This window comes from Pseudomonas germanica (assembly GCF_019614655.1).
GTDB classification, from domain to species: domain Bacteria; phylum Pseudomonadota; class Gammaproteobacteria; order Pseudomonadales; family Pseudomonadaceae; genus Aquipseudomonas; species Aquipseudomonas neuropathica.
The window spans coordinates 1,428,194-1,454,784 of record NZ_CP071586.1; the positions used below are offsets into that span (position 1 = coordinate 1,428,194).

Annotated in this window: 22 protein-coding genes; 13 read left to right on the top strand and 9 right to left on the bottom strand. The window is 59.1% G+C overall.

Annotated elements, in window-relative coordinates:
• Positions 1-83: 83 nt before the first annotated feature.
• Entirely contained in the window at positions 84-320 is a 237-nt protein-coding gene (locus tag J0G10_RS06190; protein WP_220558028.1) for an ogr/Delta-like zinc finger family protein, read from the top strand.
• Positions 321-371: 51 nt separating this feature from the next.
• On the opposite strand, the gene J0G10_RS06195 is transcribed toward J0G10_RS06190, so the two are convergent.
• Positions 372-755 (bottom strand): DUF6124 family protein, encoded by a 384-nt coding sequence (locus J0G10_RS06195; protein ID WP_095050959.1) that lies wholly within the window; start codon positions 753-755, stop codon positions 372-374.
• A 536-nt stretch (positions 756-1,291) separates the two neighbouring features.
• Here J0G10_RS06195 and J0G10_RS06200 point away from each other — a divergent pair.
• Positions 1,292-2,227, top strand: a complete 936-nt coding sequence (locus J0G10_RS06200; protein WP_220558036.1) for a glutathione S-transferase family protein — start codon at positions 1,292-1,294, stop codon at positions 2,225-2,227.
• Between the two features lie 116 nt (positions 2,228-2,343).
• Here J0G10_RS06200 and J0G10_RS06205 read toward each other — a convergent pair whose 3' ends face one another.
• Together J0G10_RS06205 and yejK are read right to left on the bottom strand one after the other, a co-directional pair.
• Positions 2,344-2,694: a glutaredoxin family protein gene (locus J0G10_RS06205; RefSeq protein ID WP_108226232.1), complete on the bottom strand. Its 351-nt coding sequence runs from the start codon at positions 2,692-2,694 to the stop codon at positions 2,344-2,346.
• On the bottom strand, positions 2,694-3,698 hold the full coding sequence (yejK, locus tag J0G10_RS06210; protein WP_016984999.1) for a nucleoid-associated protein YejK: 1,005 nt from the start codon (positions 3,696-3,698) through the stop codon (positions 2,694-2,696). The genes J0G10_RS06205 and yejK overlap by 1 nt, the downstream gene beginning before the upstream one ends.
• A gap of 395 nt (positions 3,699-4,093) precedes the next feature.
• Here yejK and J0G10_RS06215 point away from each other — a divergent pair, with 395 nt between their 5' ends.
• Positions 4,094-4,375 carry an HU family DNA-binding protein gene (locus tag J0G10_RS06215; RefSeq protein ID WP_003221909.1) on the top strand — a complete coding sequence of 94 codons (282 nt, stop codon included), beginning with the start codon at positions 4,094-4,096 and terminating at the stop codon, positions 4,373-4,375.
• Between the two features lie 178 nt (positions 4,376-4,553).
• On the opposite strand, the gene rlmF is transcribed toward J0G10_RS06215, so the two are convergent.
• A complete protein-coding gene (gene rlmF / locus J0G10_RS06220; RefSeq protein ID WP_220558046.1) occupies positions 4,554-5,573 on the bottom strand; it encodes a 23S rRNA (adenine(1618)-N(6))-methyltransferase RlmF in 1,020 nt (339 codons plus the stop codon).
• A 218-nt stretch (positions 5,574-5,791) separates the two neighbouring features.
• On the opposite strand from rlmF, the gene J0G10_RS06225 reads away from it, so the two are divergent.
• Positions 5,792-6,199, top strand: a complete 408-nt coding sequence (locus J0G10_RS06225) for a hypothetical protein (RefSeq protein WP_220558054.1) — start codon at positions 5,792-5,794, stop codon at positions 6,197-6,199.
• Positions 6,200-6,257: 58 nt separating this feature from the next.
• On the opposite strand, the gene J0G10_RS06230 is transcribed toward J0G10_RS06225, so the two are convergent.
• The 4 genes from J0G10_RS06230 to J0G10_RS06245 form a co-directional block, all read right to left on the bottom strand.
• Positions 6,258-9,104: a valine--tRNA ligase gene (locus tag J0G10_RS06230; RefSeq protein WP_095050955.1), complete on the bottom strand. Its 2,847-nt coding sequence runs from the start codon at positions 9,102-9,104 to the stop codon at positions 6,258-6,260.
• Positions 9,105-9,298: 194 nt separating this feature from the next.
• Complete coding sequence (locus tag J0G10_RS06235) at positions 9,299-9,694, bottom strand: DNA polymerase III subunit chi (RefSeq protein WP_127925934.1); 396 nt, start codon at positions 9,692-9,694, stop codon at positions 9,299-9,301.
• An 8-nt stretch (positions 9,695-9,702) separates the two neighbouring features.
• Positions 9,703-10,131, bottom strand: a complete 429-nt coding sequence (locus J0G10_RS06240; protein WP_064118423.1) for a DNA polymerase III subunit chi — start codon at positions 10,129-10,131, stop codon at positions 9,703-9,705.
• 57 nt (positions 10,132-10,188) lie between these two features.
• Positions 10,189-11,679 carry a leucyl aminopeptidase gene (locus J0G10_RS06245; RefSeq protein WP_095050953.1) on the bottom strand — a complete coding sequence of 497 codons (1,491 nt, stop codon included), beginning with the start codon at positions 11,677-11,679 and terminating at the stop codon, positions 10,189-10,191.
• A 576-nt stretch (positions 11,680-12,255) separates the two neighbouring features.
• Between J0G10_RS06245 and lptF the strand changes: the two genes are divergently transcribed.
• The 8 genes from lptF (at position 12,256) to pdxJ (ending at position 20,822) form a co-directional block, all read left to right on the top strand.
• Positions 12,256-13,377 (top strand): LPS export ABC transporter permease LptF, encoded by a 1,122-nt coding sequence (gene lptF, locus J0G10_RS06250; RefSeq protein WP_095050952.1) that lies wholly within the window; start codon positions 12,256-12,258, stop codon positions 13,375-13,377.
• Positions 13,370-14,431 carry an LPS export ABC transporter permease LptG gene (gene lptG, locus J0G10_RS06255; RefSeq protein WP_093436914.1) on the top strand — a complete coding sequence of 354 codons (1,062 nt, stop codon included), beginning with the start codon at positions 13,370-13,372 and terminating at the stop codon, positions 14,429-14,431. The genes lptF and lptG overlap by 8 nt, the downstream gene beginning before the upstream one ends.
• Before the next feature lie 173 nt (positions 14,432-14,604).
• On the top strand, positions 14,605-16,404 hold the full coding sequence (gene lepA / locus J0G10_RS06260) for a translation elongation factor 4 (RefSeq protein WP_008083639.1): 1,800 nt from the start codon (positions 14,605-14,607) through the stop codon (positions 16,402-16,404).
• Between the two features lie 5 nt (positions 16,405-16,409).
• Entirely contained in the window at positions 16,410-17,264 is an 855-nt protein-coding gene (gene lepB, locus J0G10_RS06265) for a signal peptidase I (RefSeq protein WP_095050950.1), read from the top strand.
• A gap of 169 nt (positions 17,265-17,433) precedes the next feature.
• Positions 17,434-18,123: a ribonuclease III gene (gene rnc / locus J0G10_RS06270; RefSeq protein ID WP_093436904.1), complete on the top strand. Its 690-nt coding sequence runs from the start codon at positions 17,434-17,436 to the stop codon at positions 18,121-18,123.
• The gene (gene era, locus J0G10_RS06275) at positions 18,116-19,018 is read left to right on the top strand and encodes a GTPase Era (RefSeq protein ID WP_007909024.1); all 903 of its coding nucleotides are present in this window, start codon (positions 18,116-18,118) and stop codon (positions 19,016-19,018) included. The genes rnc and era overlap by 8 nt, the downstream gene beginning before the upstream one ends.
• Positions 19,019-19,184: 166 nt before the next feature.
• Positions 19,185-19,874 carry a DNA repair protein RecO gene (gene recO / locus J0G10_RS06280; RefSeq protein WP_093436899.1) on the top strand — a complete coding sequence of 230 codons (690 nt, stop codon included), beginning with the start codon at positions 19,185-19,187 and terminating at the stop codon, positions 19,872-19,874.
• Between the two features lie 204 nt (positions 19,875-20,078).
• Complete coding sequence (gene pdxJ / locus J0G10_RS06285) at positions 20,079-20,822, top strand: pyridoxine 5'-phosphate synthase (protein ID WP_093436895.1); 744 nt, start codon at positions 20,079-20,081, stop codon at positions 20,820-20,822.
• Between the two features lie 124 nt (positions 20,823-20,946).
• Here pdxJ and mltF read toward each other — a convergent pair whose 3' ends face one another.
• Positions 20,947-22,407: a membrane-bound lytic murein transglycosylase MltF gene (gene mltF, locus J0G10_RS06290; RefSeq protein ID WP_093436891.1), complete on the bottom strand. Its 1,461-nt coding sequence runs from the start codon at positions 22,405-22,407 to the stop codon at positions 20,947-20,949.
• Between the two features lie 285 nt (positions 22,408-22,692).
• Between mltF and purL the strand changes: the two genes are divergently transcribed.
• Positions 22,693-26,589, top strand: coding sequence for a phosphoribosylformylglycinamidine synthase (gene purL / locus J0G10_RS06295; RefSeq protein WP_095050949.1), 3,897 nt, complete (start codon positions 22,693-22,695; stop codon positions 26,587-26,589).
• The last annotated feature ends 2 nt before the right edge of the window (positions 26,590-26,591 follow it).

Sequence of the window (26,591 nt, forward strand, 5' to 3'; positions counted from 1 at the left end):
TTTAAAGGCTTTAGGGGTAAGTTGGCGAGGAGTGGATTTAATGGTGTTGGAATTTAGGTTTTGTCATGTCTGAGTCGGTCTAAATGACGGTGAGCTGCAAAGCCTGTGATGAGAAAGGTCGGATTGTTTCTCGAGAAGAGCTTTCATTGGAGTTCGCTCGACTTTACTGTCAATGCGGCTCGACTGCATGTGGGCATACTTGGGTCACTAATCTTAAATTTTTACACACACTCAATCCGCTTGCTCAAGCGGTTGATCGCCTACTGTTCGACCGACTACGAGCTTTACCACGCGAAAAACAACATGATTTATTTGAGTAACTTAGGTCTTTACCATAGTGGCGAGAGTACACCTCTCGCCACTAATTTCATTTACTCAGTGGGCACTAATTTATCCACCACCTGATTGACAGCCATCTCCGCCACCATGACGATTTGCGCTATGCCTTGCAGTGTTTTACGACGTGGGCCTTCTAACTGGCCGGCAAAATCATTGAGCATCACACTCGCCGACCCCAAGGTTTCACACGCGTCGACCAGCAGGGATTCGGCATCCGATTGCGGGTTGGCCATGTAGAGGCGGTTGGGTTGATAGGGCGTCTCCATGATCCGGGCCGTGGGTGGGCCTAAATAATGGTCGAGTGCGCGTTCGGCGGCTTCGTTGAGTTTTTTCGAATCGGGGGATTCGTAGGGGGATGTCGGATCGGTGACGGCTGCCAGGTCTATGGTCGGCGGGTTTGGCGTTATCTTGAACATGGGAGTGTACCTCGATGAGGCCGTAACCTTCCCGCCGCTAAGCGAAAGGGTGGCGGCTATGCGCAAGTTAGCGGACCGGTCACTCCGAAACCCGGCGCACCCGAGGGTGCCATGCGCACAGCCACCATCAAGCGCAGGCGAATGCCTGACGGGATGATACTTGTGCAACCGGAAGTGAACGAAACCAAGCCGCTAAGCTCGATCACTGGAAATCAGTGACGGTTCCAAGTTACGCAGCCAGTCCAAGGCGCACAAGCCGGCGGATTCTGGCGCACGCGTAGGCAGTGGCGCAAGAATTTGTGGGCCTTTGCGCGTAACACTGAGTGTCTTTAAACGGATGTGGAAAATTGCGTGTAATTACCGAAGAGTTCCATGACTTTATCAGTCGGACAGTGCGTTAACGCCATATCTGGATGACGCGATCACTGCAGCACTCTTATCAATCTGACTGATCAGTTCCCATCAGGCAGATCTGTAGGCTGCTAAGCAAATGCGCGCTAAGCTGCCAGCTCACTATCTGAGCGGCGGAGCCGAGCATGTCCGAGTTGATTCTCCATCATTACCCGACCTCTCCATTTGCCGAGAAGGCCCGTCTGCTGCTGGGCTTCAAAGGCTTGTCGTGGCGCTCGGTGCATATTTCGCCGGTGATGCCGAAACCGGATCTGACCGCGCTCACTGGCGGCTATCGCAAGACACCGGTGTTGCAGATTGGCGCTGACATCTATTGCGACACGTCGTTGATCGCTCGTCGTCTCGAGCAAGAGAAGGCTTTGCCAGCGTTCTTCCCCGAAGGTCAGGAGTTCACCACCGCCAGTTTCGCCACTTGGGCTGACTCGGTAGTGTTCCAGCATGCGGTGAGTCTGGTGTTCCAGCCGGAATCTGTGGCCGTGCGTTTTGCCAAGTTGCCGCCGGAAGCGATCAAAGCGTTTATTGCCGACCGCGCCGGTTTGTTCAGTGGTGGCAGCGCCACGCGTCTGTCTGCCGAACAAGCCAAGCATCAGTGGCCGACGATCATGGCGCGGCTGGAGCAGCAGTTACAGCGCGAGCAGGGTGACTTCCTGTTTGGCGAGCCGTCGATTGCCGACTTTGCGTTGGCGCATCCCATGTGGTTCCTCAAGGCGACGCATGTGACGGCGCCGCTGGTGGATGAGTATCCGGCGGTTTCGGCGTGGCTGAGTCGAGTGCTGGGCTTTGGTCATGGCGCGGCGAGTGCGATGACCTCCGAGGAGGCGCTTGAGATTGCACGCAACGCGACACCGGCGGCATTGCCGGATGAGCAGTTTGTTGATCCGAACGGCTACAAGGCTGGCGAGCAAGTGGCGATTGCCGCGACGGATTACGGAGTTGATCCGGTGGTGGGTGAGTTGCTGTTTGCCGGTAGCGAGGAGTTGATCATTCGTCGTGAAGACGAGCGTGGCGGTGTGGTGCATGTGCACTTCCCGCGCTTTGGTTTCCGCATCGAAGCCCGCTGATCTCTCAAGTCTGATGCAAAACTTTGTAGGAGTGAGCCTGCTCGCGATAGCGTTGTGTCAATCGGCGGATTTATCGACTGACACACCGCTATCGCGAGCAGGCTCACTCCTACAGGTTATTTCAGGGCGGCGAGGATTTCGTCCGGGTCGAACCCGCGAATCAACGTACCGTTAACGTCGATCAACGGAATCCCGCGTCCACCCAATGCCTCATACGCCTTGCGCGCCTCGGCATCCTTCTCGATATCGAACTCCTTGAAGGGAATGCCCTTACTGTCGAGAAAGCGTTTGGTCTGCTTGCAGTAGCCGCACCAGTCGGTGGCGTAGAGCACGACGCTGGCCTGTGCGCGCGTCTGCTCTGCAACCATTTGCGACGGGTTGAACACCCGCTCGATCTTGCCCCAGTTCTGATAGACGACCACCACCAGCAGAACCAGTGCAACCTTCTTCAGCACATTGCCGAGCATCAGTTACGCCGCTTCAACTGATCGGTCAGCGACGTCGGCAGGCCTTTGATCACCAGCGTGCCAGCCTCTTCGTCGTATTCGATCTTCGAACCCAGCAGGTGTGCTTCAAAGCTGATCGACAGGCCTTCGGCGCGGCCGGTGAAACGGCGGAATTGATTCAGGGTGCGTTTGTCCGCCGGAATCTCTGGCGACAGGCCGTAGTCCTTGTTGCGAATGTGATCATAGAAGGCTTTCGGGCGCTCTTCGTCGATCAGCTCCGACAGCTCTTCCAGACCCATCGGTTCGCCGAGTTTGGCCTGACTGCTGGCGTAATCGACCAGGGTCTTGGTCTTCTCGCGGGCGGAGTCTTCCGGCAGGTCTTCGCTTTCGACGAAGTCACTGAAAGCCTTGAGCAGCGTGCGGGTCTCGCCCGGGCCGTCGACGCCTTCCTGGCAACCGATGAAGTCGCGGAAGTACTCGGAGACCTTTTTGCCGTTCTTGCCTTTAATGAACGAGATGTATTGCTTGGACTGCTTGTTGTTCTGCCACTCGGAAACGTTGATCCGCGCCGCCAGGTGTAACTGGCCGAGGTCGAGGTGGCGCGAAGGGGTCACGTCCAGCTCATCGGTCACCGCCACGCCTTCGCTGTGGTGGAGCAGGGCGATGGCCAGGTAATCGGTCATGCCTTGCTGATAGTGGGCGAACAACACGTGACCGCCGACCGACAGGTTCGACTCTTCCATCAGCTTCTGCAGGTGCTCGACCGCGACTTTGCTGAACGCGGTGAAGTCCTTGCCGCCTTCCATGTATTCCTTCAGCCAGCCGCTGAACGGGAACGCACCGGACTCCGGATGGAACAGGCCCCAGGCTTTGCCCTGTTTGGCGTTATAGCTCTCGTTGAGGTCGGCGAGCATGTTCTCGATGGCTGCAGACTCGGCCAGCTCCGTGTCACGGGCGTGCAGAACTGCGGGCGTGCCGTCGGGTTTTTTGTCGATCAGGTGGACGATGCAATGACGGATCGGCATGGGCTTCTCGGCTGTAGGAAGGGAGGAGGGCAGGCTCCCCCGAAAAAGCGCTAAGTGTACCGCAACCACTGGTTTTGGCGCGGGTTGTAGGGCAAAACCGGGGCGCGCACTGACGCATATGCAGTTTTTTACCGATTTAGCGCAATAAAGCTGACCAAATGGGTAGCTAGAGGCGGATATTTCCCCGTCTCTGTGCTAGTTTTGCCCGGTCTTACGCGAAGTCACTGCGTTAAGCGTGCAATCAGCATTTGTCAGGTCGAACCAAACCCTGATTTCGGCATCTATAACCCGACTCGTCGTGGTTATCGCCGAGGGTGCCAGATCCAGAAGATCGGGCTCGATGGCTGACACTGCACTCTGCAATCCATATGAATTTGATAGGGAAGGAACACTACATGGCTCTTACTAAAGACCAACTGATCGCCGACATCGCTGAAGCTATCGACGCGCCGAAAACCACCGCGCGTAACGCTCTGGACCAACTGGGCCAAATCGTTGCCGATCAGCTGGAAAACGGCGGCGAAATCACCTTGCCAGGTATCGGCAAGCTGAAAGTGACCGAGCGTCCTGCCCGCACTGGCCGTAACCCTTCGACTGGCGCTGCCATCGAAATCCCTGCTAAGAAAGTGATCAAGCTGGTTGTGGCCAAAGGCCTGACCGACGCTGTGAACAAGTAAGACGCAGCAATAAAAAACCGTGCACCGGAGCGATCCGGGCACGGTTTTTTTGTGTCTGCGATTTGGCGACTGAGTCGCAGGGCCAGTGTGGGAGCGAGCCTGCTCGCGAATGCGGTGGTTCAGTCGATATTGAAGCTAACTGACACGCCGCCTTCGCGAGCAGGGGACCTGCTGTGTGTTAGCGAACCCAGCGCTCGCGGCGCCAGATCTGCTGCTCGGACTTGGTCTGGAACGTCCAGGCGACGAAACGGCTTTGCTTCTGGCCCTGCGACATCTCCACGACCTGACTCTCCAGCACACCGGCCTTCTTCAGCGCGGTTTCGATGGCCGGCAGGTTCGACGCTTTCGACACCAAGGTGCTGAACCACAGCACTTTATGCTGGAAGTTCGCGCTCTCGGCGATCAGTTGCGTCACGAAACGCGCTTCTCCACCTTCACACCACAACTCCGCCGATTGCCCGCCGAAGTTCAACACCGGCAGTTTGCGTTTCGGATCAGCCTTGCCCAGTGCGCGCCATTTGCGCTCGCTGCCCTTGGTCGCTTCATCCATTGAGGCGTGGAACGGCGGGTTGCACATGGTCAGGTCAAAGCGCTCACCCGGTTCCAGCAAGCCGATCAGGATGTGCTTGCGGTTTTCCTGCTGGCGCAGCTGGATCACCTTGTTCAGATCGTTGGACTGAACGATGGCTTTGGCTGCGGCCACGGCGGTCGGGTCGATCTCCGAGCCGAGGAAATGCCAGCGGTACTCGCTGTTACCGATCAGCGGATAAACGCAGTTGGCGCCCATGCCGATGTCCAGCACGTTGACGATCGCGCCGCGCGGGACCTTGCCGTCGTTCATGCTCGCCAGCAAGTCGGCGAGGAAGTGCACGTAATCGGCACGGCCCGGCACCGGCGGGCAGAGGTAGTCCGCCGGAATGTCCCAATGCTGGATGCCATAGAACGACTTGAGCAACGCCCTGTTGAACACGCGCACCGCATCGGGGCTGGCGAAGTCGATGCTTTCCTTGCCGTACGGATTGGTGATCACGAACTTCGCCAGTTCCGGTGTGGTTTTGATCAGCGCCGGGAAGTCGTAACGACCCTGATGGCGATTGCGCGGGTGCAGGCTGGCCTTTTCACGCGGCTCAACGGTCTTGGCCGGGGTCGCGGAGTCAGGCTTCTTGCGCGCAGGTTTGTGTGTGCGGGGGGCGTTCATGGGCGTGGTCGATTCGGGTATGGCTGAAAGTGGCGGGTATTGTCCCACATCTAAACCGCACGCGACCAAACGGGTGTATTTGCAGGGTAAATGAAATTCTTTATTCCAAATTTGTCTTGATAACCTGTCAGATTTGACAGTTGGCAGCGGCTGCATTTTTGATTTTACTTGGTTAGACGCCTTGTAAAGGTTCAGGGCTCTTTCTGAGAGTGATGATAATGATTGAATTGACTGCTGCCACCTTTCCCAGTGCTAACCATGGATTCATCGCATGTTCCAGTAATCCCAGTCCTGTCAACGGTGTTCCTGTTCGTATAATGATTCAACCGGGCATGATGGCTGGGGATCGGATTGAGTTAAAAACGCAAGGCTATTCGACGGCCAACGGAATGGATCCTGTTCCCGGCACAGAAACCACGGTTGTTTACACCTTGGGTTCTATTGGTGGAGAGTCGTTCGTGGAACTGAATGTAGGCCCCTACGCAACGGCGATCAAACCCATTCGGAGCGGATCGCTAGGCGCTCAGTATTCAGTCGAGCGTAATGGAGTGGATATTGGGGAGTCGAAAAGAGCGCTAGTGAAAATCGACTTGAATCTTCCAGGTGGCGGGACATGTCCTGAGTAACTGGCGGGCACAAAAAAGGGAGGCCAATGCGGCCTCCCTTTTTCATTGCGATTTGCCGTTACAGGCTGGCAATTCGCGCGTGTTGCTCGGCCAGTTTGCCCAGGGCTTGTTCTGCCTCGGCCAGTTTGGCGCGTTCCTTCTCGATGACTTCGGCCGGGGCCTTGTCGACGAAACCGGCGTTGGACAGTTTGCCGCCAACGCGCTGGACTTCGCCCTGCAGACGCAGGATTTCCTTGTCCAGACGCGCCAGTTCGGCGCCCTTGTCGATCAGGCCGGCCATCGGTACCAGCACTTCCATCTCGCCAACCAGAGCGGTGGCGGACAGCGGTGCTTCTTCACCAGCCTGCAGAACGGTGATCGATTCCAGACGCGCCAGCTTCTTCAGCAGCGCTTCGTTCTCGGTCAGACGGCGCTGGTCTTCAGCGCTGACGTTCTTCAGGTAGATCGGCAGCGGTTTGCCCGGGCCGATGTTCATTTCGCCACGGATGTTGCGCGTGCCGAGCATCAGTTCCTTGAGCCATTCGATGTCGTCTTCGGCAGCCGGATCGATGCGCTCTTCGTTGGCCACTGGCCACGCTTGCAGCATGATCGTCTTGCCCTGAATGCCGGCCAGCGGCGCGATGCGCTGCCAGATTTCTTCAGTGATGAAAGGCATGAACGGATGCGCCAAGCGCAGCGCCACTTCCAGCACGCGAACCAGCGTACGACGGGTGCCGCGCTGACGTTCAACCGGTGCGTTCTCGTCCCACAGCACAGGCTTGGACAGCTCCAGGTACCAGTCGCAGTACTGGTTCCAGATGAACTCGTACAGCGCTTGTGCTGCCAGGTCGAAACGGAATTGATCCAGCTGACGGGTCACTTCGGCTTCAGTGCGTTGCAGTTGCGAGATGATCCAGCGATCCGCCAGCGACAGCTCGTAGGCTTCGCCGTTCTGGCCGCAGTCTTCGCCCTTGTCCAGAACATAACGCGCGGCGTTCCAGATCTTGTTGCAGAAGTTGCGATAGCCTTCGACGCGGCCCATGTCGAACTTGATGTCGCGACCGGTCGAGGCCAGCGAGCAGAAGGTGAAGCGCAGGGCGTCGGTGCCGTAGCTGGCGATGCCATCGGCGAACTCGTCGCGGGTCTGCTTCTCGATCTTCTTCGCCAGTTTCGGCTGCATCATGCCGGAGGTGCGCTTCTGCACCAGTTCTTCCAGTTCGATACCGTCGATGATGTCCAGCGGGTCAAGGACGTTGCCCTTGGACTTGGACATCTTCTGGCCCTGGCCATCGCGCACCAGACCGTGCACATACACGGTCTTGAACGGAACCTGCGGCGTGCCGTCCTCGTTCTTGATCAGGTGCATGGTCAGCATGATCATCCGGGCAACCCAGAAGAAAATGATGTCGAAGCCCGTCACCAGCACGTCGGTGGAGTGGAATTTCTTCAGGAACTCGGTCTGCTCAGGCCAGCCCAGGGTGGAGAACGTCCACAGACCCGAACTGAACCAGGTGTCGAGTACGTCGTTGTCCTGCTGCAGGGCAACGTCCGGGCCGAGGTTGTGCTTGGCACGCACTTCGGCTTCGTCGCGACCGACGTAGACTTTGCCCGACTCGTCGTACCAGGCCGGTATCCGGTGGCCCCACCACAGTTGACGGCTGATGCACCAGTCCTGGATGTCGCGCATCCACGAGAAGTACATGTTTTCGTACTGCTTCGGCACGAACTGGATACGGCCGTCTTCAACGGCAGCAATCGCAGGCTCGGCCAGCGGTTTGGTCGACACGTACCACTGGTCGGTCAGCCACGGCTCGATGATGGTGCCGGAGCGGTCGCCTTTCGGCACTTTCAAGCCGTGGTCGTTGACGCTGACCAACAGGCCGGCGGCGTCGAACGCAGCCACGATTTGCTTGCGCGCTTCGAAACGCTCAAGGCCGGCGTACTCAGCCGGAATCGCGCCATCGATACTGTCGTTCAGCGTGCCGTCGAGGTTGAACACCTGGGCTGCCGGCAGCACGTTGGCATTCTTGTCGAAGATGTTCAGCAGCGGCAGGTTGTGGCGCTTGCCGACTTCGTAGTCGTTGAAATCGTGGGCCGGGGTGATTTTCACGCAGCCGGTGCCGAATTCAGGATCGCAGTAATCGTCGGCGATGATCGGGATGCGGCGGCCAACCAGTGGCAGCTCGACAAACTTGCCGATCAGGGCCTGGTAGCGCTCATCGTTCGGGTTCACCGCAACGGCGGAGTCGCCGAGCATGGTTTCCGGACGGGTGGTCGCGACGATCAGGAAATCGTTGCCATCGGCGGTTTTTGCGCCGTCAGCCAGCGGGTACTTCAGGTTCCACAGGAAACCTTTCTCGTCGTGGTTTTCCACTTCGAGGTCGGAAATCGCCGTGTGCAGCTTGGTGTCCCAGTTGACCAGACGCTTGCCGCGGTAGATCAGGCCGTCTTCGTGCAGGCGCACGAAGGCTTCTTTGACCGCTTCCGAGAGACCGTCGTCCATGGTGAAGCGCTCGCGGCTCCAGTCGACGGACGAGCCGAGGCGGCGGATCTGACGGCTGATGTTGCCGCCGGATTGATCCTTCCACTCCCAGACCTTCTCGAGGAATTTCTCGCGGCCCAGATCGTGACGATTCTGGCCGGTGGCTTCCAGTTGACGCTCCACCAGCATTTGCGTAGCGATGCCGGCGTGGTCGGTGCCCGGCTGCCACAGGGTATTGCGACCCTGCATGCGGCGGAAACGGATCAGGGCGTCCATGATCGCGTTGTTGAAACCGTGACCCATGTGCAGGCTGCCGGTGACGTTCGGCGGCGGGATCATGATGGTGTAGGAGTCGCCCGCGCCTTGCGGGGCGAAGTAGTTCTCGGACTCCCAGGTGTTGTACCAGGAAGTTTCAATGGCGTGCGGCTGGTAGGTCTTATCCATGCGCGGCGGGACCCTATTGGCATTAATTCAGGAAAAGCCGACGAGTATAGCGGGGCATGGGGCCGAGGGCGAGCGGGGAGGACTGGGTGGAGATCTAAATGTAGGAGCTGCCGCAGGCTGCGATCTTTTGATCTTGTCTTTAAAAAACAAAGGTCAAAAGATCGCAGCCTGCGGCAGCTCCTACACGGGGCGCGTTATTCGTACTGGCTGAGCAGCCGTTCCATGCGCGCGTCGAGGCGGCGTTTGATTTCGGTTTCGATGTGCGGCGCGAAGTCGTCGATCACGTCTTGCATGATCAATTGCGCGGCGGCGCGCAGTTCGCTGTCGAGGTGGAGCAGGGCGTCCGGGCCTTTAGCGGCGGTCGCAGCCGGTGGTGCGGCGGGTGTCGGAGCTGGCGCGGGTGGTGGTTCGACAGCGGCGGGTTCGGCGCCGACCGAATCAAACAACATCGGAATCTGTTCCTGTTCACCGTCGTCGACGGTGTCGGTCAACAGCGGTGGTTGCAGGTTGTCATCGCCGAGTAACTGGCGGATCGATTCAAGATCATCCAACAGGTGCGCGGACTTTTGTTGCGGTTTCGGAGTGTCCATTGGAATGCTCAGAGTCGCTGTAAACGGTGGTCTTGCAGAGGATAGCCCTGTTCGCGGTAGAAACGGAAACTCTCCCGCGCAGCCGCCCGAATTGTCGGATCTTCAACCACCACTTCCGCCACCCGGGCGAATTTGTTGGCAAAGGCCGGGACTTTCAGGTCGAGGTTGACCAGCAAATCCTGGTGCTGACCGCAGTCATCACCCAATCCCAACACAATCAAACCGTCCGGTTCGCTGTCGGCCGGACCGTGCGGCACGAAGGTCTCTCCCTTGAATGCCCACAGGCGCGCATCGAGATCATCGCGCTGAGCTGCATCGCTGCAATGCAGGTAGATGCGGTGCCCCATGCGCCAGGCTTTTTCGGTGAGCTTGCAGGCAAAGTCCAGGCGAGCCGAAGGATCGGCGCTGGGCAGGATATAGAAGTCGACTTTGGTCATTGCGGTTCCAGAGCAGCAGGCGGCGTCACCCGAAAGTGACGCCGCCGGTCAGCGGGTTCAGGCTTTGGCGCGATCCAGCAGGTACTGGGTCAGCAGAGGCACCGGACGGCCAGTGGCGCCCTTGTCCTTGCCGCCGCTGGTCCACGCGGTGCCGGCGATGTCCAGGTGCGCCCAGTTGAGGTTCTTGGTGAAACGCGACAGGAAGCACGCAGCAGTGATGGTGCCGGCTTTCGGCCCGCCAATGTTGGCGATGTCGGCGAACGGACTGTCCAGTTGCTCCTGGTATTCGTCGAACAGCGGCAATTGCCAGGCGCGGTCGTCGGCAGTCTGGCCAGCGCTCAACAGTTGGCCGATCAGTTCGTCGTTGTTGCCCAGCAGGCCCGAGGTGTGCGCGCCCAGTGCCACGACGCAAGCGCCGGTCAGGGTGGCGATGTCGATCACCGCTTGCGGCTTGAAACGCTCGGAGTAGGTCAGCGCATCGCACAGCACCAGACGGCCTTCGGCGTCGGTGTTGAGGATTTCCACGGTCTGGCCGCTCATGGTGGTGACGATGTCGCCCGGACGCGAGGCATTGCCGCTCGGCATGTTTTCCGCGCAGGCAAGGATGCACACCAGGTTGATTGGCAGTTTCAGCTCAAGCACGGCACGCAGGGTACCGAACACGGAGGCTGCGCCGCCCATGTCGTACTTCATTTCGTCCATGCCGGCACCCGGTTTCAGGCTGATGCCGCCGGTGTCGAAGGTGATGCCTTTACCAACCAGTGCGTACGGCTTCTCGGATTTCTTGCCGCCGTTGTATTGCATGACGATCAGGCGCGGCGGCTGGGCGCTGCCCTGGCCGACGGCATAGAACGAACCCATGCCCAGGGATTTGATCTTCTTCTCGTCGAGGACTTCGACTTTCAGGTCCTTGAACTCTTTGCCCAGATTCTTCGCTTGTTCACCAAGGAAGGTCGGGTGGCAGATGTTCGGCGGCAGGTTGCCCAGGTCGCGGGTGAATGCCATGCCGTTGGCGATCGCGGTAGCGTGATTCACCGCGCGCTGCACTTCGGCCTGAGCAGCCTTGATGGTCAGCAGGGTGATTTTCTTCAGGGCGCGCGGTTCGGCTTTCTGGCTCTTGAACTGGTCGAAGGTGTATTCGCCATCCACCAGGGTTTCTGCCAGCAGACGGGTTTTGCCGTAGCTGTCGCGGTTTTTGACAATGATTTCATCCAGTGCCAACACGGCGTCGCTGCCGCCCAGACCTTTCAGGGTGTTAAGGATGCCGGCAACGATTTTACGGAATGGACGGTCGCCCAGTTCCTCATCCTTGCCCACGCCGACCAGCAACACGCGCTCGGCTTTCAGGTTCGGCAGGCTGTGCAGCAGCAGGCTTTGACCGACTTTACCAGCCAGATCGCCACGCTTGAGGACGGCGCTGATCGCGCCACCGCTCAGTTCGTCGACCTGTTTGGCGGCGACACCGAGTTTGCGGCCTTCGCCGACGGCAACCACCAGGGTGGCGGTTTTCAACGTTTCTGGGCTAACGCTTTTTACAACCAGTTCCATGTCCGGATCCCTGAATGAATGGTCAACACGCAGGCGTTCGACGGTGTCCGCAGTCGCCTGCTTATAGAGAGAAGAGGCGCAGGCCAAAGCCTGCGACAAGGGCCGCAGTTTGAACCCCGCTCCCCGCGCCTGACAACCCTAGGGGGCGTTCTCAATTAGTTTTCACACCGCGTTGTCGCCTTAAAGCCAGCCAGGCAAGGCGCAGGCCGCTGGGAATGGTTGTTCCCTTTCCAAGGCCTGCAACGCAGACTGGCCGGCTTTAAGGCACAACCCGAAGGGCCGGGCCTGCTGTTGTGCAGGGCTGCGTTGCTCGAAGCTTATTTGGAATGACCAAACCACGCTTCTCGCGCCTTGCCCAGCACAACAGCAGACCCGGCGCGGTGTGAAAACTAATTGAGAAAGCCCCCTAGGTTGTACGATCTGCAAAGGATTACAGACATGGATGAGTGTGCGCAGTGACAGGCGCCCTCAATCACAGGATAATGCCGCATCTTTTTTCGACGGCTCTGCGTTGCGGGCCGGTCGATGTGTTTGCTTGTTTGGCCGCCTTAGCCTGACAACCCTGGAGTGTCTGGTTTGATCGTCTTCCGTTATCTGTCCCGCGAAGTCCTGTTGACCCTCAGCGCCGTGAGTGCCGTGCTGCTGGTCATCATCATGAGCGGTCGCTTCATCAAATACCTCGCTCAGGCCGCTGCTGGCCAGCTCGATCCGGGCTCGCTGTTCCTGATCATGGGCTTTCGTCTGCCGGGGTTCCTGCAACTGATTCTGCCGCTGGGCCTGTTCCTCGGGATCCTGCTGGCGTACGGTCGCCTGTACCTGGAAAGCGAGATGACTGTGCTTTCGGCCACCGGCATGAGCCAGCAGAAGCTGTTTCGCATGACCTTGTTCCCGGCGACCCTGGTCGCGCTGGTCGTCGCGTGGCTGAGTCTGGGCCTGGCCCCGCAAGGCGCTAACCAGTTCCAGTTGCTGCTGAACAAGCAGGACGCCCTGACCGAATTCGACACCCTCGAGCCGGGTCGCTTTCAGGCCCTGCGTGATGGCACTCGGGTCACCTATACCGAGACCTTGAGCGACGATCGCGTCAATCTGGGCAGCGTATTCATTTCGCAAAAGAACCTCGGTGCCGATCAAAAGGATCGCGGGATTTCCGTGCTGGTGGCCGAAAGCGGTCGCCAGGAAGTGCGTCCCGACGGCAACCGCTACCTGATCCTCGATAACGGCTACCGCTACGACGGCAGTCCGGGTCAGGCCGATTACCGCGCTATTCATTACGAAACCTACGGTGTGCTGCTGCCCAAGCCGGATGTCAGCGAAGAAGTCACCGACCGTGACGCCATGCCGACCTCGTCTCTGCTGGGCAGCGATGACATCCGCTCCAAAACCGAACTGCAATGGCGTTTGTCCCTGCCGCTGCTGGTGTTTATCGTGACCCTGATGGCGGTGCCGCTGTCGCGAGTCAATCCGCGCCAAGGGCGTTTCCTCAAGCTGCTGCCGGCGATTCTTCTTTATATGGCTTACCTGACCATTCTGATTGCCGCCCGCGGCGCCCTTGAAAAAGGCAAGATCCCGCCAGCCCTGGGCCTGTGGTGGGTGCATGCGATCTTCCTGTTCATCGGTCTCGGTTTGCTCTATTGGGAGCCGCTGCGTCTGAAGATGGCCAGCCGTCGCGCTGCAGCGCTGGAGGTGGCCCGTGGTTAAACTCGACCGTTACATCGGCAGCAGCGTGTTCATGGCGATCATCGCCGTGCTGGCAATCATTCTTGGTCTGGCGACCTTGTTTGCCTTCATCGATGAGATGGGCGACGTCAGCGACACCTACACCCTCGTCGATGTCCTCAGCTTCGTATTGCTGACCGCGCCACGCCGTCTCTACGAAATGTTGCCAATGGCCGCACTGATCGGCTGCCTGATCGGCCTCGGCAGTCTGGCCAGCAGCAGTGAGCTGACCGTCATGCGCGCCGCTGGCGTGTCCATCGGCCGGATCGTCTGGGCTGTAATGAAACCAATGCTGGTGCTGATGCTGGCCGGCGTACTGATCGGCGAGTACGTTGCTCCTGCGACCGAAAGCATGGCCCAGGCCAATCGCTCGCTGGCGCAAGGCAGCGGCGACGCGCAAAGCGCCAAGCACGGTATGTGGCACCGTCAGGGTGAAGAGTTCATCCACATCAACGCCGTGCAACCCAACGGCCTGCTGTATGGCGTGACCCGTTATCACTTCGACAAAGAGCGTCACCTGCTGAGTTCGAGTTTCGCCAAGAAAGCCGAGTTCGACGGCAATAAGTGGCAACTCACCGACGTTGCCACCACGCTGTTCCATGAACGCAGCACCGAAGTCGTCAATACCCCGAGCGAGCAATGGGACGTGGCGTTGAGCCCGCAATTGCTCAGCACCGTGGTCATGGCACCGGAATCGCTGTCGATCAGTGGTTTGTGGGGCTACATCCACTATCTGTCCGAGCAGGGCCTGAGCAACGGCCGCTACTGGCTGGCATTTTGGGTCAAGGTGTTGCAGCCGCTGGTGACCGCAGCACTGGTGCTTATGGCGATCTCCTTCATTTTCGGTCCGCTGCGCTCGGTAACCCTCGGTCAGCGGGTGTTTACCGGCGTGCTGGTGGGCTTCACTTTCCGTATCGTCCAGGATTTGCTCGGCCCGTCGAGCCTGGTGTTCGGTTTCTCGCCGCTGTTTGCGGTGCTGGTGCCGGCCGGGGTCTGTGCGCTGGCGGGTGTCTGGCTGCTGCGAAGAGCCGGTTGATGACAGGCGATTGACCTGTGCTTTAAACCTCGAAAACGCCTCGGTCGACAGATCGGGGCGTTTTTGCATGCAATCCGGGTGACAGGCGAACGTGACGCTTGCGCCGTGTATCAGGTACAATTCCCGGCTATTTTTCGGCGGGCTATGCCTGCAGCCTTTTTGAGTGTTGATCCGTGAGTGATTTGAGTCATATCCGCAATTTCTCCATCATCGCCCACATTGACCATGGCAAGTCGACGCTGGCCGATCGCTTCATCCAGATGTGCGGCGGCCTGGCCGAGCGTGAAATGGAAGCCCAGGTACTGGATTCCATGGATCTGGAGCGTGAACGCGGGATCACCATCAAGGCCCACAGCGTTACCCTCTATTACACCGCCAAAGACGGCATCAAGTACCAGTTGAACTTCATCGACACCCCGGGCCACGTCGACTTCACCTACGAAGTCAGCCGTTCCCTGGCTGCCTGTGAAGGCGCTTTGCTGGTGGTCGATGCCGGTCAGGGCGTTGAAGCTCAGTCCGTAGCCAACTGCTACACCGCGATCGAGCAGGGCCTTGAGGTCATGCCGGTGCTGAACAAGATCGACCTGCCGCAGGCCGATCCTGATCGCGTAAAAGACGAAATCGAGAAGATCATCGGCATCGATGCCACCGACGCCGTCACCTGCAGCGCCAAGACCGGCCTGGGTGTCGACGAAGTCCTCGAGCGTCTGGTGCACACCATTCCTGCGCCGACCGGCAACATTGAAGATCCGCTGCAAGCGTTGATCATCGACTCCTGGTTCGACAACTACCTGGGCGTTGTTTCCCTGGTGCGTGTACGTCATGGCCGCGTGAAGAAGGGCGACAAGATCCTCGTCAAGTCCACCGGCAAGATCCATCTGGTCGACAGCGTGGGCGTGTTCAACCCGAAACACACCGCCACCACTGATTTGAAAGCCGGCGAAGTGGGCTTCATCATCGCTAGCATCAAGGACATTCACGGTGCACCGGTCGGTGACACCCTGACCCTGGCCTCGACCCCGGATGTTGAAGTGCTGCCCGGCTTCAAACGCATCCAGCCACAGGTTTACGCCGGTCTGTTCCCGGTCAGTTCCGACGACTTCGAGGACTTCCGCGAAGCGCTGCAGAAGCTGACCCTCAACGACTCGTCGTTGCAGTACACCCCGGAAAGCTCCGACGCACTGGGCTTCGGCTTCCGTTGCGGCTTCCTTGGCATGTTGCACATGGAAATCATCCAGGAGCGCCTCGAACGCGAGTACGACCTGGACCTGATTACCACTGCGCCAACGGTAATTTTCGAGCTGGTGCTGAAAACCGGTGAAACGATTTACGTCGACAACCCATCCAAGCTACCGGATGTGTCGTCGATCGAAGACATGCGCGAGCCGATCGTGCGGGCCAACATTCTGGTGCCGCAGGAACACTTGGGCAACGTCATCACCCTGTGCATCGAGAAGCGTGGCGTTCAAGTCGACATGCTGTTCCTCGGCAATCAGGTGCAGGTCACCTACGACCTGCCGATGAACGAAGTGGTCCTGGACTTCTTCGACCGTCTCAAATCCACCAGCCGCGGCTATGCTTCGCTGGATTACCATTTCGATCGTTACCAATCGGCTAATCTGGTGAAACTGGACGTGCTGATCAACGGCGACAAGGTCGATGCCCTGGCGTTGATCGTGCACCGTGACAACTCGCACTACAAAGGTCGCCAGTTGACCGAGAAGATGAAAGAACTGATTCCTCGTCAGATGTTCGACGTAGCCATTCAGGCCGCCATCGGTGGTCAGATCGTTGCCCGGACAACCGTCAAGGCGCTCAGAAAGAACGTATTGGCCAAATGCTACGGCGGTGACGTCAGCCGTAAGAAGAAACTGCTCGAGAAGCAAAAGGCCGGTAAGAAACGCATGAAGCAGGTCGGCAACGTGGAAATTCCACAAGAAGCCTTCCTCGCAGTGCTCAGGTTGGATAGTTAGGTCCTATGTCACTAAATTTCCCGCTGTTGCTGGTCATCGCCGTGTTCGTCTGCGGCCTGTTGGCGTTGCTTGATCTGTTGATTCTGGCGCCGCGTCGGCGTGCTGCCATTGCCTCCTATCAAGGCAGTGTCAGCCAGCCTGATGTAGTGGTCGTTGAAAAACTGAACAAAGAGCCGCTGCTGGTCGAATACGGCAAGTCGTTCTTCCCGGTGTTGTTCATCGTGCTGGTGCTGCGCTCGTTCCTCGTGGAACCGTTTCAGATCCCTTCGGGCTCGATGAAACCCACCCTGGACGTCGGCGACTTCATTCTGGTGAACAAATTTTCTTACGGGATCCGTCTGCCGGTGATCGACAAGAAAATCATCGAAGTGGGTGATCCGCAGCGCGGTGACGTGATGGTGTTCCGCTATCCAAGTGATCCGAGCGTCAATTACATCAAGCGTGTAGTCGGCCTGCCGGGCGATACGGTGCGTTACACCGCCGACAAGCGTCTGTTCATCAATGGCGAGTCGGTGGCCGAACAGTTGGTCGGCCCGGAGCCGGGCATGCTCGGCAGCGCCGAGTTCTACAAAGAAAAGCTCGGCGCTGCCGAACACCTGATCCGCAAGGAAATGAGCCGTTACCGCGCCACGCCGGACCATACTTGGACCGTGCCGGCCGGGCACTACTTCATGATGGGCGACAACCGCGACAACTCGAACGACAGTCGCTACTGGGATGATCCGAACATTCCCAAGGATCTGCTGGGCATGGTTCCAGACCAGAATATCGTCGGCAAGGCCTTCGCGGTCTGGATGAGCTGGCCGGAATCAAAACTCAGTCACCTGCCGAATTTTTCGCGGGTTGGCCTGATCAAGTAATTACACACGGCGCTGTTGACCACAGCGCCGAATGCATTTCTGGAGCCGGCACAATCGGCTTCGCAATCGCCAGGATTTAATTTTTGAACACAGCGTTAATTGTCCCAGGCCTGCGCCGCATCCCGGCGATGGCAGTGGAATCCAGCCACGAACTCAGCGTGGGTAAACCGTGAGCGTTTCTCTAAGCCGTCTCGAGCGCCAGCTCGGTTACACCTTCAAGGATCAGGAGCTTATGCTGCTGGCCCTGACGCACCGAAGTTTTGCCGGGCGCAACAACGAACGCCTGGAATTCCTCGGCGATGCCATCCTCAATTTTGTCGCCGGCGAGGCACTGTTCGATCGCTTCCCGCTGGCACGCGAAGGCCAGTTATCGCGTTTGCGCGCACGCCTGGTAAAAGGTGAGACGCTGGCCGTACTGGCTCGCGGTTTCGACCTTGGCGATTACCTGCGACTGGGTTCCGGTGAGTTGAAAAGCGGCGGTTTCCGTCGCGAATCGATTCTGGCCGATGCCCTCGAAGCCTTGATCGGCGCGATCTACCTTGACGCCGGCATGGATATGGCGCGCGAGCGCGTGCTGGCCTGGCTGGCTGGCGAGTTCGAAGGCCTGACGCTGGTCGATACCAACAAGGATCCGAAGACCCGCCTGCAGGAACACCTGCAATCGCGCGGTTGTGAACTGCCACGCTACGAAGTGGTGGATATCCAGGGCGAGCCGCACTGCCGAACCTTCTTCGTCGAGTGCGAAGTTGTCTTACTGAATGAAAAAAGCCGAGGTCAGGGTGTAAGCCGTCGTATTGCCGAACAGGTAGCGGCCGCCGCAGCACTGATTGCCCTGGGCGTGGAGAATGGCAATGACTGATACAAACGCAACTCGCTGTGGCTATGTTGCCATCGTCGGCCGTCCCAACGTCGGTAAGTCGACGCTGCTGAACCACATCCTTGGCCAAAAGCTCGCCATTACCTCGCGCAAGCCGCAGACCACTCGCCACAACATGCTCGGGATCAAAACCGAAGGTGACGTGCAGGCGATCTACGTCGATACCCCTGGTATGCACAAGGGTGGCGAAAAGGCCCTGAACCGTTACATGAACAAAACCGCTTCGGCAGCGTTGAAAGACGTCGACGTGGTGATCTTCGTAGTCGATCGGACCAAGTGGACCGACGAAGACCAGATGGTTCTCGAGCGTGTGCAGTACGTTACCGGCCCATTGATCGTTGCGCTGAACAAGACCGACCGCATCGAAGACAAAGCCGAGCTGATGCCGCACCTGAGCTGGTTGCAGGAGCAGTTGCCGAACGCGCAGATCATCCCGATCTCCGCGCAGCACGGGCACAACCTCGACGCGCTGGAAAAGGTTATCGCTGATCATCTGCCGGAGAACGATCACTTCTTCCCGGAAGACCAGATCACCGACCGCAGCAGCCGGTTCCTTGCCGCCGAACTGGTACGCGAGAAAATCATGCGCCAGATGGGCGCTGAGCTGCCTTACCAGATCACCGTCGAAATCGAAGAGTTCAAGCAGCAGGGCAAGACCCTGCACATTCATGCTTTGATCCTCGTTGAGCGCGACGGCCAGAAGAAGATCATCATTGGCGACAAGGGCGAGCGTATCAAACGCATCGGCACCGAAGCGCGCAAGGACATGGAGCTGCTGTTCGACTCCAAGATCATGCTCAACCTGTGGGTCAAGGTGAAGGGCGGCTGGTCCGATGACGAGCGTGCGCTGCGTTCGCTGGGTTACGGCGACCTGTAATCACCGATCCAGAGAACACCGATACCCACTGTGGGAGCGAGCCTGCTCGCGAAGAGGATGTAACATTCAGCCTTGATGTTGACTGTCACTCCGCTTTCGCGAGCAGGCTCGCTCCCACAGTGGTTTTGGGTTGTGTGTAAAACTGCGTTTCTTCATCGAGAACCTAATGTCGCAAAACCCGCCTCCGGCCCAACCCGCCTATGTCCTGCATTCTCGCGCCTACCGCGAAACCAGTGCGTTGGTGGACTTCCTCACGCCGCAAGGTCGGCTGCGGGCGGTGTTGCGCAGTGCGCGGGGCAAGGCCGGGACATTGGCGCGGCCGTTCGTGGCGCTGGAAGTCGAGTTTCGTGGCAAGGGCGAGCTTAAGAACGTCGGGCGCATGGAGAGCTCTGGCACCTCGGCGTGGCTCAACGGTGAAGCGCTGTTCAGCGGTCTCTATCTGAATGAATTGCTGATTCGCCTGCTGCCTGCCGAAGACCCGCACCCGGGTGTCTTCGATCACTACGCCGCGACCTTGCTGGCATTGGCCGAAGGTCGTCCGCTGGAGCCGTTGCTGCGCTCCTTTGAATGGCGGCTGCTGGACGATCTCGGTTACGGCTTTTCGTTGAATACCGATGTCCATGGCGAACCTGTTGCGCCGGATGGTCTTTATCGTCTGCAAGTGGATGCCGGTCTTGAGCGGGTCTTCCTGCTGCAACCCGGCCTGTTCAACGGCGTCGAATTACTGGCCATGGCCGAAGCCGACTGGACCGCCCCCGGCGCGCTCTCCGCCGCCAAGCGCTTGATGCGTCAGGCACTGGCTGTTCACCTGGGCGGTCGCCCTCTCGTCAGTCGCGAGCTGTTTCGCAAGCCCTAAGGGTCTGTTTACGTCTGGACGCGGCGCAACGGGCGCTGGCTGCGCGCAGGGCCGCGTTGCTCGGAACTCATTTGGCGCAACCAAACTTCGTTCCTCGCGCCTTGCCCTGCACTCAGCCAGCATCCCGTTGCGCCGCGCCCAGACGTAAACAGACCCTTCACCGTGTATGCTGTGCGCCGAATCTTTCCCTTCAGGAGCACATCCGTGACCACCAGCAATCGCATTCTTCTTGGCGTGAACATCGACCACGTCGCCACCCTGCGTCAGGCTCGTGGCACGCGCTACCCGGATCCGGTCAAGGCGGCGCTGGACGCGGAAGAGGCGGGGGCCGATGGCATCACCGTGCACCTGCGTGAAGACCGTCGGCACATTCAGGAGCGCGATGTCTTGCTGCTCAAGGATGTGCTGCAAACCCGCATGAACTTCGAAATGGGCGTCACCGAAGAAATGATGGCGTTTGCCGAACGCATTCGTCCGGCGCACATCTGCCTCGTCCCGGAAACCCGTCAGGAGCTGACCACCGAAGGCGGTCTGGATGTGGCAGGACAGGAGGAGCGCATCAAGGCAGCGGTTGAGCGTCTGTCGAAGATCGGCAGCGAAGTGTCGCTGTTCATCGATGCCGACGAGCGCCAGATTGCAGCGTCGAAGCGTGTCGGTGCGCCGGCCATCGAACTGCACACCGGCCGTTACGCCGATGCCGAAACCCCGACCGAAGTGGCTGAAGAGCTCAAGCGTGTCGCCGATGGCGTGGCGTTTGGTCTGGCCCAAGGCCTGATCGTTAACGCGGGTCACGGCTTGCACTACCACAACGTTGAAGCCGTAGCGGCCATCAAAGGCATCAACGAACTGAACATCGGCCATGCGCTGGTGGCGCATGCGTTGTTCGTCGGGTTCAAGTCTGCGGTAGCGGAAATGAAGGCGCTGATCCTGGCTGCTGCCAAGCCTTAAGCTTCAACTCAAAACCCTTGTAGGAGTGAGCCTGCTCGCGATATCGGTGTGTCAGACAAAATTAATTGACTGACCCACCGATATCGCGAGCAGGCTCACTCCTACAATTGATTTGGGGTGTTGATTAGAGCGGGGCAGGTTCTTGTGCGGGTTTTGACTTATCGATGCCCGGCACATGCAGATTGCCCTCAGCCACTTGATCGCCTTCAAGTTGCGGTTGGGTCACCCAAGTCAAAATGTCGTAGTAGCGACGAATGTTCGCCACAAAGTGCACCGGCTCGCCGCCTCGGGCGTAGCCATAACGCGTCTTGCTGTACCACTGTTTCTGCGACAGGCGCGGCAGGATTTTCTTCACGTCCAGCCATTTGTCCGGGTTCAGCCCTTCCTTGGCCGTTAGCTTACGCGCGTCATCCAGGTGGCCACTGCCGACGTTGTAGGCCGCGAGGGCGAACCACGTGCGGTCCGGCTCCTTGATCGAATCGTCGAGTTGGTCCTTCATATAAGCCAGGTACTTGGCGCCGCCCATGATGCTCTGCTTCGGATCGAGGCGGTTGGACACGCCCATTGCCTGTGCCGTGTTCTGGGTCAGCATCATCAGCCCGCGCACGCCGGTCTTCGAGGTAACCGTCGGCTGCCACAGCGATTCCTGATAACCAATGGCCGCCAGCAGACGCCAGTCGACTTTCTCTTTCTTCGCGTAGTTCTTGAAGTGCTGTTCGTATTTCGGCAGGCGCTGCTGCAAGTGCTGGGCGAAAGTCGTGGCACCCATATAGCCGAGAACATCGACGTGGCCGTAATAGCGATCCTTCAAGCGTTGCAGGGTGCCGTTCTTCTGCACTTTGTCCAGATACGCGTTGATTTCGTTGAGCAGGCTGTTGTCTTCGCCCGGGCCCACGGCCCAGCTCTGGCTGCGTGCATCGCCGAGGTCGAAGGCCACGCGAATATTGGTGAAATACACCTGATTCATCGCCACTTCGTTGGAATCGACCAGGGTCAGGTCGATCTGGCCTTCATCGACCATGCGCAGCAGATCGACCACTTCAACCGCGTCGGACTCTTCGTATTCGATGCCGGGGAATTTCTTTTTCAGCTCCGCCAGTTGCTCGGCGTGGGTGCTGCCCTTGAGCACCATGATCTTCTTGCCGACCAGATCGCCAGGATCGGTCGGCCGTGACTGGCCGTTGCGATAGATGATCTGCGGGGTGACTTCAAGGTAGGAGTGCGAGAACCGCACCTGCTGCTTGCGCTGTTCGCTGCTGACCAGACCGGCGGCGGCCAGCACCGGGCCGTTCGGCTTGCCGATCTGATCGAACAAGTCATCGAGGTTGTCGGCGGTCTCGATCTTCAGCTCTACGCCCAAATCGTCGGCGAAGCGCTTCACCAGCTCGTATTCGAAGCCGGTTTCACCGCTGCGATCCTGAAAGTAGGTGGCGGGGCTGTTACGGGTAATCACCCGCAGCACACCATCCTCCTTTACGCGCTCGAGTGTGTTGGGTTTATCAACACAGCCACCGAGCATCAGGAAGAGTCCGGTTGCGATCAGCCATTTGGCGTACCGCGGACGCAAAGCCGTTGGGAAAAACATCTGCGCAGTATACGCAAACGGCTGCGGGCGCCATATCTCGACAGTGCAGGGCGAGTCTGCTAGCGATCACAAAACTGCACGAAACCCCGCAGGAACGGGGCTTGACGGCATTTTGTTACAGTAAAAATAAGCGGCATCTGAATAGCTGATTTACCTGACTCTGAAGTCGGAAACACAGATTGATACCCGAGTGCAACCGTGCGTAGCGTTTCGGGTGATGTTGAGGGCGGTTTAGGCTAGAATGCACGGCCTCAAAGCACACCCCTTCCCGAGGCTGTCCCGAAGATGTTGATCCTGCGCGGCGCTCCTGCCCTTTCTGCCTTTCGCCACAGCAAACTCCTTGAGCAACTGAGCCAGAAGGTTCCGGCTGTCAGTGGCTTGTATGCTGAATTCGCTCACTTCGCCGAAGTCACCGGCGTCCTGACCGGCGACGAACAGCAGGTGCTTGCGCGCCTTCTGAAGTACGGTCCAAGCGTTCCGGTACAAGAGCCGACCGGCCGTCTGTTTCTGGTGTTGCCGCGTTTCGGCACCATCTCGCCATGGTCGAGCAAGGCCAGCGATATCGCCCGCAACTGCGGCCTGAGCAAGATCCAGCGTCTGGAACGCGGTATCGCCTTCTACGTTGCCGGTCAGTTCAGCGAAGCCGAAGCGCAGCAGATTGCCGACGTGCTGCATGACCGCATGACCCAGATCGTGCTGGCCAACCTCGAGCAGGCCGCCGGTCTGTTCAGCCACGCCGAGCCGAAGCCGCTGACTGCAATCGACATCCTCGGTGGTGGTCGCGCTGCGCTGGAAAAAGCCAACACCGAGCTGGGCCTGGCTCTGGCTGAAGACGAGATCGATTACCTGGTCAATGCCTTCAACGGTCTCAAGCGCAACCCGCACGACATCGAACTGATGATGTTCGCCCAGGCCAACTCCGAGCACTGCCGCCACAAAATCTTCAACGCCAGTTGGGATATTGATGGTGAGAACCAGGAAAAAAGCCTGTTCGGCATGATCAAGAACACCTACGTGATGCACAGCGAAGGCGTTCTGTCGGCTTATAAGGACAACGCCTCGGTGATCGTCGGCAACGTTGCCGGCCGTTTCTTCCCGAATCCTGAAACCCGCCAGTACGGCGCGGTGCAGGAGCCGGTGCACATCCTGATGAAGGTTGAAACCCACAACCACCCGACCGCAATTGCCCCGTTCCCGGGTGCATCGACCGGTTCCGGTGGCGAGATCCGCGACGAAGGTGCAACCGGCCGTGGCGCCAAGCCAAAGGCTGGCCTGACCGGTTTCACCGTGTCGAACCTGCAGATTCCGGGCTTCGAACAGCCGTGGGAAGTGCCGTACGGCAAGCCTGAGCGCATTGTTACCGCGCTGGACATCATGATCGAAGGCCCGCTCGGCGGCGCTGCGTTCAACAACGAATTCGGTCGTCCGGCCCTGACCGGCTACTTCCGTACCTTCGAACAATCGATCACCACCCCGCACGGTGACGAAGTTCGCGGTTACCACAAGCCGATCATGTTGGCCGGCGGCATGGGCAACATCCGTGAAGAACACGTCAAGAAAGGCGAGATCGTCGTTGGCTCCAAGCTCATCGTCCTCGGCGGCCCGGCGATGTTGATCGGTCTGGGCGGCGGCGCTGCTTCCTCGATGGCCACCGGCACCAGCTCGGCGGATCTCGACTTCGCTTCCGTGCAGCGTGAAAACCCTGAAATGGAGCGTCGCTGCCAGGAAGTCATCGACCGTTGCTGGCAACTGGGCGACAAAAACCCGATCAGCTTCATCCACGACGTCGGCGCGGGCGGTCTGTCCAACGCCTTCCCGGAACTGGTCAACGACGGCGACCGCGGTGGCCGTTTCGAACTGCGCAACATTCCCAACGACGAGCCGGGCATGGCCCCGCACGAAATCTGGTCCAACGAATCCCAGGAACGTTACGTTCTGGCGGTAGGCCCTGAGGACTTCGAGCGCTTCCAGGCGATCTGTGAACGTGAGCGTTGCCCGTTTGCTGTAGTCGGCGAAGCCACTGCCGAGCCGCAACTGACCGTGACCGACAGCCACTTCGGTAACAACCCGGTGGACATGCCACTGGAAGTGTTGCTGGGCAAAGCCCCGCGCATGCACCGTTCGGTAGTTCGTGAAGCCGAATTGGGCGATGACTTCGATCCGTCGAACCTCGACATCACCGAGTCCATCGAGCGCGTTCTACATCACCCGGCCGTGGCGAGCAAAAGCTTCCTGATCACCATCGGCGACCGCACCATCACCGGCCTCGTGGCCCGTGACCAAATGGTTGGCCCATGGCAGGTTCCGGTTGCCGACGTTGCTGTCACCGCCACCAGTTTTGACGTCTACACCGGTGAAGCGATGGCAATGGGCGAGCGGACTCCGCTGGCACTGCTGGACGCTCCGGCGTCGGGCCGCATGGCCATTGGCGAAACCCTGACCAACATCGCTGCTTCGCGCATCAACAAGCTCTCCGACATCAAACTGTCGGCGAACTGGATGTCGGCTGCCGGCCACCCGGGCGAAGACGCGCGTCTGTACGACACCGTGAAAGCGGTCGGTATGGAACTGTGCCCTGAGCTGGGCATCACCATTCCGGTGGGCAAGGACTCGATGTCCATGGCCACCCGCTGGAACGATAACGGCGAAGAAAAAACCGTGACCTCGCCGATGTCGCTGATCGTGACCGGTTTCGCGCCAGTGGCTGACATCCGTCAGACCCTGACTCCGGAACTGCGCATGGACAAGGGCACCACCGACCTGATCCTGATCGACCTCGGTCGCGGTCAGAACCGTATGGGTGCTTCGATCCTTGCTCAGGTTCACGGCAAGCTCGGCAAACATGCGCCGGATGTCGATGACGCCGAAGACCTGAAAGCCTTCTTCGCAGTGATCCAGGGCCTCAACGCCGACGGTCACCTGCTGGCTTACCACGACCGTTCCGACGGTGGTCTGCTGACCTCCGTGGTGGAAATGGCCTTCGCCGGCCACTGCGGTCTGAGCCTGAACCTGGACAGCGTTGCCGAGTCTTCGGCGGAAATCGCTGCGATCCTGTTCAACGAAGAGCTGGGTGCCGTGATCCAGGTTCGTCAGGACGCCACGCCAGATATCCTCGCGCAATTCAGCGCGGCCGGTCTGGGCGACTGCGTGTCGGTGATCGGTCAACCGATCAACAATGGCCAGATCAACATCACCTTCAACGGTGACACCGTGTTCGAAGGTCAGCGTCGTCTGCTGCAACGTCAGTGGGCCGAGACCAGCTACCAGATCCAGCGTCTGCGTGATAACGCCGACTGCGCTGAGCAAGAGTTCGACGTGCTGCTGGAAGAAGACAACCCGGGCCTGAGCGTCAAGCTCAGCTACGACGTCAACCAGGACATCGCCGCGCCTTACATCAAGAAAGGCATCCGCCCTCAGGTTGCCGTGCTGCGTGAGCAGGGCGTCAACGGTCAGGTGGAAATGGCCGCCGCGTTCGACCGCGCCGGTTTCAACGCGATCGACGTGCACATGAGCGATATTCTGGCCGGCCGTGTCGACCTGAACGAGTTCAAAGGTCTGGTGGCCTGCGGTGGTTTCTCCTACGGCGACGTTCTCGGCGCCGGTGAAGGCTGGGCCAAGTCGGCACTGTTCAACAGCCGCGCCCGCGATGCGTTCCAGGGCTTCTTCGAGCGTAACGACAGCTTCACCCTCGGCGTGTGCAACGGTTGCCAGATGATGTCCAACCTGCACGAGCTGATTCCGGGCAGCGAATTCTGGCCGCACTTCGTGCGCAACCGCTCCGAGCAGTTCGAAGCGCGTGTCGCGATGGTTCAGGTTCAGGAGTCGAACTCGATCTTCCTGCAAGGCATGGCCGGTTCGCGTATGCCGATCGCCATTGCTCACGGTGAAGGTCACGCCGAGTTCTCCAGCGAAGAAGCCCTGCTGGAAGCCGATCTGTCCGGTTGCGTGGCGATGCGTTTCGTCGACAACCATGGCAAGGTCACTGAGCGTTATCCGGCCAACCCGAACGGTTCGCCGCGCGGGATTACCGGTCTCACCAGCCGTGATGGCCGTGTGACGATCATGATGCCGCACCCGGAGCGTGTGTTCCGCGCGGTGCAGAACTCGTGGCGTTCGGAAGACTGGAACGAGGATGCACCTTGGATGCGTATGTTCCGTAACGCGCGCGTCTGGGTTAACTAAGG

Bases quoted from the DNA above. Each gene is read 5' to 3' on its own strand.
- J0G10_RS06190 (WP_220558028.1), top strand. From the start codon at position 84: ATGACGGTGAGCTGCAAAGCCTGTGATGAGAAAGGTCGGATTGTTTCT.
- J0G10_RS06195 (WP_095050959.1), bottom strand. From the start codon at position 755: ATGTTCAAGATAACGCCAAACCCGCCGACCATAGACCTGGCAGCCGTC.
- J0G10_RS06200 (WP_220558036.1), top strand. From the start codon at position 1,292: ATGTCCGAGTTGATTCTCCATCATTACCCGACCTCTCCATTTGCCGAG.
- J0G10_RS06205 (WP_108226232.1), bottom strand. From the start codon at position 2,694: ATGCTCGGCAATGTGCTGAAGAAGGTTGCACTGGTTCTGCTGGTGGTG.
- yejK (WP_016984999.1), bottom strand. From the start codon at position 3,698: ATGCCGATCCGTCATTGCATCGTCCACCTGATCGACAAAAAACCCGAC.
- J0G10_RS06215 (WP_003221909.1), top strand. From the start codon at position 4,094: ATGGCTCTTACTAAAGACCAACTGATCGCCGACATCGCTGAAGCTATC.
- rlmF (WP_220558046.1), bottom strand. From the start codon at position 5,573: ATGAACGCCCCCCGCACACACAAACCTGCGCGCAAGAAGCCTGACTCC.
- J0G10_RS06225 (WP_220558054.1), top strand. From the start codon at position 5,792: ATGATTGAATTGACTGCTGCCACCTTTCCCAGTGCTAACCATGGATTC.
- J0G10_RS06230 (WP_095050955.1), bottom strand. From the start codon at position 9,104: ATGGATAAGACCTACCAGCCGCACGCCATTGAAACTTCCTGGTACAAC.
- J0G10_RS06235 (WP_127925934.1), bottom strand. From the start codon at position 9,694: ATGGACACTCCGAAACCGCAACAAAAGTCCGCGCACCTGTTGGATGAT.
- J0G10_RS06240 (WP_064118423.1), bottom strand. From the start codon at position 10,131: ATGACCAAAGTCGACTTCTATATCCTGCCCAGCGCCGATCCTTCGGCT.
- J0G10_RS06245 (WP_095050953.1), bottom strand. From the start codon at position 11,679: ATGGAACTGGTTGTAAAAAGCGTTAGCCCAGAAACGTTGAAAACCGCC.
- lepB (WP_095050950.1), top strand. From the start codon at position 16,410: ATGTCACTAAATTTCCCGCTGTTGCTGGTCATCGCCGTGTTCGTCTGC.
- era (WP_007909024.1), top strand. From the start codon at position 18,116: ATGACTGATACAAACGCAACTCGCTGTGGCTATGTTGCCATCGTCGGC.
- recO (WP_093436899.1), top strand. From the start codon at position 19,185: ATGTCGCAAAACCCGCCTCCGGCCCAACCCGCCTATGTCCTGCATTCT.
- mltF (WP_093436891.1), bottom strand. From the start codon at position 22,407: ATGTTTTTCCCAACGGCTTTGCGTCCGCGGTACGCCAAATGGCTGATC.
- purL (WP_095050949.1), top strand. From the start codon at position 22,693: ATGTTGATCCTGCGCGGCGCTCCTGCCCTTTCTGCCTTTCGCCACAGC.